Source organism: Enterobacter sp. CFEC122, from assembly GCF_052983755.1.
In genome coordinates, this window is sequence record NZ_JBRIQR010000024.1 from 75957 (window position 1) to 81956 (window position 6000).

The 6000-nt window shown below is 58.4% G+C and carries 6 protein-coding genes; 2 read left to right on the forward strand and 4 right to left on the reverse strand.

Annotated features, from left to right (window positions below; translation table 11 throughout):
* Nucleotides 1-72: 72 nt before the first annotated feature.
* The gene (gene ytfE / locus ACVCAM_RS17105; protein WP_407222998.1) at nucleotides 73-735 is read right to left on the reverse strand and encodes an iron-sulfur cluster repair protein YtfE; all 663 of its coding nucleotides are present in this window, start codon (nucleotides 733-735) and stop codon (nucleotides 73-75) included.
* Nucleotides 736-979: 244 nt separating this feature from the next.
* Between ytfE and ACVCAM_RS17110 the strand changes: the two genes are divergently transcribed.
* A complete protein-coding gene (locus tag ACVCAM_RS17110; protein ID WP_407222999.1) occupies nucleotides 980-2629 on the forward strand; it encodes a methyl-accepting chemotaxis protein in 1650 nt (549 codons plus the stop codon).
* A gap of 87 nt (nucleotides 2630-2716) precedes the next feature.
* Here ACVCAM_RS17110 and ACVCAM_RS17115 read toward each other — a convergent pair whose 3' ends face one another.
* The 3 genes from ACVCAM_RS17115 to ACVCAM_RS17125 all read right to left on the reverse strand — a co-directional run bounded on the left by ACVCAM_RS17115 (nucleotide 2717) and on the right by ACVCAM_RS17125 (nucleotide 5512).
* Nucleotides 2717-3682, reverse strand: a complete 966-nt coding sequence (locus tag ACVCAM_RS17115; protein ID WP_407223000.1) for a DMT family transporter — start codon at nucleotides 3680-3682, stop codon at nucleotides 2717-2719.
* Between the two features lie 75 nt (nucleotides 3683-3757).
* A complete protein-coding gene (locus ACVCAM_RS17120; RefSeq protein ID WP_407223001.1) occupies nucleotides 3758-4582 on the reverse strand; it encodes an AraC family transcriptional regulator in 825 nt (274 codons plus the stop codon).
* Nucleotides 4583-4663: 81 nt separating this feature from the next.
* Nucleotides 4664-5512, reverse strand: coding sequence for an SDR family oxidoreductase (locus ACVCAM_RS17125; RefSeq protein ID WP_047748359.1), 849 nt, complete (start codon nucleotides 5510-5512; stop codon nucleotides 4664-4666).
* 84 nt (nucleotides 5513-5596) lie between these two features.
* On the opposite strand from ACVCAM_RS17125, the gene ACVCAM_RS17130 reads away from it, so the two are divergent.
* On the forward strand, nucleotides 5597-5983 hold the full coding sequence (locus ACVCAM_RS17130) for a winged helix-turn-helix transcriptional regulator (protein ID WP_008502885.1): 387 nt from the start codon (nucleotides 5597-5599) through the stop codon (nucleotides 5981-5983).
* Nucleotides 5984-6000 lie beyond the last annotated feature (17 nt).

Genomic DNA, 6000 nt, shown 5'->3' on the forward strand with positions numbered 1-6000 from the left:
GGCGCTGACGCTTACCCGGCCTACGTTCGAGGACGTTGCAGGCCCGGTAAGCGCTAGCGCCACCGGGCTTTTTTATTCCCCCGCTAATGCCCGCGGGAACAGAACGTTGTTCTCAAGGCTGATGTGTTCCATCAGGTCGTCAATCATCTCGTTAATGCCGTTGTACATCGCTTTCCACGTTGTGCACGCTTCTGGCGGCGGCGTGACGTTGTGGGTGGTGTGTTTGATCACTTCCAGCAGTTCGCCCGCGTCATCATGCTCGCTTTCCATCACGCTGATGGGCCCCATCGCCTGGCTTCCCATTCCCTGTTTAATCATCGGGAAGAGGATCTGCTCTTCTTTCATCATGTGGCTGGAAAGCTCTTCGTGCAGCAGGGTCAGGTATTTCGCCAGACCGCGCGGTACGTAAGGTTTGTCGGCATGCACGCGCTCGACTTTTGTCGCCTGCAGGATCAGCTCAGGCAGCTGTTCACGGTGACGGTCATGGTAACGCACGATGATATGGTCGATGATTTCCGCGAGCGGAGCGGTTCGCCAGTCTTTGTCGACGGGCTGCTCGGCCAGCTTCGCCAGTTCGGCTTCAATCACCTCAACGTTCAGCTCTTTGCGTAAGGCCGCACGTGCCAGGGTTTGCTTACCGCCGCAGCAGTAGTCCATATCGTATTTGCGAAAAAGCGCAGAAGCGAGAGGAATGGAGAGCGCCAGCTCGCCCAGGGGTTGGTCGCGAAAGGCCATAGCAGTTACCTCATCATCAATAATATAAGATGCATATTAAATGCATCTTATAAACGACGCTATAACCCTTTAGAGGGACGGGTAAAAGTGAGATGCAGATCACAAAAAAATATCCGATTTAACTCTCTGAATGGGTTCAGGAAAGTGGTTTCGAAACTTTTTAAAGGTGGAGAAACAGTAAACAACCCGCTGCACCTGCCGATATATCCACGTCAGACAAACCTGCATATAACAAAGGCAACGCATGTTTAAACGTATAAAAGTCATTACCCTTCTGATTTCGGTGCTGCTTGTGCTCGGCATCATGCAAGTGATTTCCGCCGGTATCTTTATCAACGCCCTGAATAACGATAAAGACAACTTTACCGTGTCGCAGCTCTCCAGCAAGAACGTGGCGGAGTTTACCGATGCGTGGATCAGTCTGAACCAGGCGCGCGTCACCCTGAACCGCGGAATGCTGCGCCTGCAAAGCAGCATGGCCTCGCAAATTAACGGCGGTCAGCTGAATGAGCTGGTGACCACGGCGAAAAATCTGCTGACTGAAGCCCAGGTTCATTACGATAAATACTATGCCTTGCCGAATACGCCAGGCCTGGATGAGAACCTGACCAACCAACTCGAGGAGCAGTACCGCATTTACTCTGCAACGCTGACGCAAATGAATGTTCTGCTGAGCCAGGGCAATCTGGAAGATATGTTCAAGCAGAATGCCGAACAAAAACAGAATGCGATGCAGACGGTTTATCGTGAATGGCGTGAAGCGCAGGCCGCGCTCACGGATAAAGGCATTCAGGATAACGAAAGTGATTACAAACGCATCCTGTGGATCCTCTCTGCGGTCATGCTGCTGGTGATCGTGGTGATTATCTCCAGCTGGATTGCGATGCGCCGCGTGCTGCTGCTGCCGCTGGAAGAGGTGATCAACCATATTCGCGCCATTGCGGCAGGCGATCTCACCCAGCCGATTCAGGCCGACGGTAAAAATGAAATGGCCATCCTGGCGCGTAACGTGCAGGAGATGCAAACTTCGCTGGCGAACACCGTGGGCGTGGTGCGCGAAGGCGCAGATACGATTTACACCGGTGCAGGCGAAATCTCCGCAGGCAGTAACGATCTCTCTTCCCGTACCGAGCAGCAGGCCGCGTCTCTGGAAGAGACGGCAGCCAGCATGGAACAGCTGACGGCAACCGTGAAGCAGAACGCCGATAACGCGCGTCAGGCTTCCCGTCTGGCGCTGGATGCCTCCTCCACGGCGAAGAAGGGCGGTCACGTGGTGGAAGGCGTCGTGCGGACGATGGATGAAATCGCCACCAGCTCCAGCAAAATCGCGCAAATTACCAACGTGATCGACGGGATTGCCTTCCAGACAAATATTCTGGCGCTGAACGCGGCGGTGGAAGCGGCCCGTGCAGGCGAGCAGGGCCGTGGTTTTGCGGTGGTGGCAGGGGAAGTGCGTACCCTTGCCCAGCGCAGCGCTCAGGCGGCGAAAGAGATCAAAGCGCTGATCGATGACTCCGGCGAACGCGTGAGCGCGGGCTCGCAGCTGGTTAACGAAGCCGGGGAGACGATGGCTGAGATCGTCAATGCGGTTACCCGCGTCACCGACATTATGGGCGAAATTGCTTCGGCCTCTGACGAGCAGAGCCGCGGTATCGACCAGGTGGGCCAGGCGGTAGCCGAGATGGACCGCGTGACCCAGCAGAACGCCTCGCTGGTTGAGGAGTCTGCGGCCGCGGCGGCGGCGCTGGAAGATCAGGCTGCGCGTCTGAACGAAGCGGTGGCGGTGTTCAAAATCACCCGCAACCAGGCGGTCAAAGCGGCGCCGGTGAAAACCTATGTGCCAAAAGCGCAGCCTGTCGCGGCGGCGTCTGAAGCAAACTGGGAAACGTTTTAACATCATGCCGGGTGGCGCTGGCGCTTACCCGGCTTACGAAACGGCTCCTTGTAGGCCGGGTAAGGCGGAGCCGCCACCCGGCAAATATCACACCTCCGACGCCGGAACGACCCTCGGTTTTTCCGGCTTCGCTCTCACCGCCACCACCACCCCCACCACCAGCAGCACGATCCCGCAGGCAGTGAACAGCGGCGGCACGCTCTGGCGCATGAGGAAGGTATAAAGCAGTCCGGCCAGGGTTTCGAAGACAATCAGCGGCCCTAAGATCACCGTCGGCAGCTTCTGGCTGGCAATGTTCCAGCACAGCGCGCCCACCCATGAGCACAGCACCGCGATCGCAACCATCAGGCCAATGAACACCCACGGTCTTGGCCCGAAGGGCTGGGCGAAGTCCGGCTGCTGATGGCCCAGCCAGAGGCATGCGCCGAGATACCCCACGACGGATACGGGCAGCGTGACCAGCGCCTGCGCCGTCGCCCACATCATCGGGTGCTTGTCCGGGTTCTCACGCAGCCAGCGCGCGTTGCGCAGGGCATACCATGCCCAGCACGCCACGGAAATGAACGCCAGCAGAATGCCAGAACCGTACCGCCACAGGTCAACATCGCCCTGCCCATGGCGCAGCTCGGCAACATTAACGCATATCAGCCCCAGGGCGGTGCAGACCAGCGCCGGGGCCATTTTTGACCACGCCAGTTTGCCATCGCGCTGGCTGTAGAGCAGGTTAGCAAAGACGGGAATGACGACCGGCAGCGTGCCGATAATCATGGTCGATACCGGCGCACCGGTACGCTGAATGGCACTCGCGAGGCAAACGTAATAGATAAGATTGCCCATCATGGTCAGCGCCAGCGCGGTCCCCCAGTCCTGACGGCTGAGCTGGCGCAAGCGCGCGCGTCCCAGCCACGCCAGGGGCAGGGCAATCAGCCCCAGCGCCAGATAACGTCCGGTCGACTGTAATATTGCCGGATACTCGGGCACGATCAGCGGGCCGACAAAAATCAGTCCCCACATCATCCCGGCCAGCAGGGCATACAACACTCCACTAATCATTTTTCCATCCACAGGTATTTACGCTGTAGTCAGTGTAGGAGGGGCGAATGCGCGCGTATTGTATGAGATTGCGCATTAGCGCCGGGTGACCTGCTTCTGGTAGCGCACGGGCGTAATGCCGTAGCGGTGGGTAAACGCGCGGGTCAGATGTGACTGATCGGTCAGTCCGGTTGCGGCGGCAACCTCTGCGGCGGGCATGCCGTGGGTGAGAAACGCTTTGGCGCGCCAGAGTCGAATGGCCATCAGCATCTGATGCGGCGTCACGTGAAAATGGGCTTTGAACTGGCGCTGGAAATGATACGGGCTGAGCGAGACGACGCTGGCCAGCTCGTCCAGCGTCAGAGCGCGCATATAGTTGTCGTGCAGGTACTCGCGTACCCGTTCGAAGCGGTGCGCGCCTTCCTGAACCCGTGGCGCGTGGTGGGCAAACGGCTGGAAGGTCTCAATCAGATCCAGCAGTAATCCTTTTTGCGCAAGCGGATCGTCCGTGTGCCACAAGCCGTAAATGAGCCTGCCGATTTGCTGTGAGCGTAACGGATCATGACGGGTCACGTCGCTGAACCACCAGTGCCGGAGGCCGGTCACCTCTTCCAGCAGATCGGGTTCGATATAGACCATCCGGTAGCGCCAGCCGCCCTCGGTGGCGGATTCGCCGGTGTGGATCTCGTCCGGGTTCATGGTAACGACGGATTTCTCCGCCGCGAGATGCTGGCTGCCGCGATAGCGAAAGCGTTCGGCACCGGTTTCAATCGTGCCGATGCCGAAGGCTTCATGGGTGTGAGGCTCAAAGGCGTAGTCAGAAATATGCGCGTGATACAGTTCCAGGCCCGGCAGCTGCGACAGATGGCGAAAGCGCGCGCTGTCTCTTTCATCATTAAACTGTTCCGGTACGCCTTGCACGGTGAGCCTCCTCGTGGGTCATCTTTTCATTATCAAAGATGACCCGAGGGGATGCCACAAAAAATAACCATCCCGTAACCATTACAGGATGGCTTTAATGCTCTCCGCCAGCGTAGTGGTTGGGCGCCCGATCAGTTTGCTCAGGGTGCGGCTGTCGTCGAAAAGGCCGCCTTTCGAGGCGCCCACGTCGGAGTCCGCCAGCATATCCGCCAGCCCGGCAGGCAGGCCGACGCTTTTCAGCGCGGCAGCAAACTCCGCTTCGCTGAGATTCTGGTAGGTGACCGGCTTTCCGCTCTGTTTGCTCAGTTCAGCCGCCAGTTCGCTCAGCGTCCAGCCGTGGTCGCCCGCCAGTTCATACACCTTGCCCGCATGGCCCTCTTCAGCAATCACTTTCGCTGCCGCCGCGGCATAGTCTGCGCGGGTGGCAGAGGCAATTTTGCCTTCGCCTGCCGCACCAATAAACACGCCGTGTTCCAGCGCAGGCGGCGCGCTCGCCAGATAGTTTTCGGTATACCAGCCGTTGCGCAGCAGGGCATAAGGAATGCCGGACGCCGCTAGCGCTTTTTCAGTGGCAACGTGTTCAACGTGCAGACCGAGCGGCGAGGTATCCGCATGCAGCAGGCTGGTGTAGGCGATAAATTTCACCCCTGCCGCTTTGGCGGCGTTAATCACGTTCTGGTGCTGGATCGCGCGCTGGCCGACTTCGCTGGACGAGATCAGCAGCAGCTTATCCACGCCGTTCAGCGCGGCGGTGAATGCGGCTTCATCCGTGTAGTCCGCCTGACGAACCACAATTCCCTGCTGGCTTAAGGCTTCAGCTTTTGCCGGGTTACGTACGATGGCCACAATCTGGTTAGCCGGTACGGTTTTCAACAGCTGTTCGATAACGAGATGGCCAAGCTGGCCGGTGGCGCCGGTAATCGCGATCATGATGAATCTCCTTCGTGTTTGTCTGGTGTTGTGGCACACTAGCACCATAGCTAACTTTTAGTAAGTACGTACAAAAAGGTAAGTATGAAAACAACGATACCGACGCTCAGCGAACAATTGCGCGATGGCAATCTCTTCGCGGAACAGTGCCCTTCACGAGAGGTGCTCAAACACGTTACCAGCCGCTGGGGGGTACTGATTCTGCTGGCGCTGCGCCAGGGAACGCATCGCTTTAGCGATCTGCGCCGTAAAATGGGCGGGGTGAGCGAAAAGATGCTGTCCCAGTCGCTTCAGGCGCTGGAGCAGGACGGGTTTGTCGATCGCGTATCGTACCCGGTTGTGCCGCCGCACGTAGAGTATAGCCTGACCCCGATGGGGATCGAGGTCAGCGAGAAAGTCGCCGCGCTGGCGGACTGGATTGAGGTGAATACGCCGAAGGTGATGGCGAATCGGGACGATCGCGCGGCGTAAAAGCCGGGTGGCGCTTC

Excerpts from the sequence above, each read along its gene's own strand:
- ytfE (WP_407222998.1), bottom strand. The coding sequence starts at position 735 with ATGGCCTTTCGCGACCAACCCCTGGGCGAGCTGGCGCTCTCCATTCCT.
- ACVCAM_RS17110 (WP_407222999.1), top strand. The coding sequence starts at position 980 with ATGTTTAAACGTATAAAAGTCATTACCCTTCTGATTTCGGTGCTGCTT.
- ACVCAM_RS17115 (WP_407223000.1), bottom strand. The coding sequence starts at position 3,682 with ATGATTAGTGGAGTGTTGTATGCCCTGCTGGCCGGGATGATGTGGGGA.
- ACVCAM_RS17125 (WP_047748359.1), bottom strand. The coding sequence starts at position 5,512 with ATGATCGCGATTACCGGCGCCACCGGCCAGCTTGGCCATCTCGTTATC.
- ACVCAM_RS17130 (WP_008502885.1), top strand. The coding sequence starts at position 5,597 with ATGAAAACAACGATACCGACGCTCAGCGAACAATTGCGCGATGGCAAT.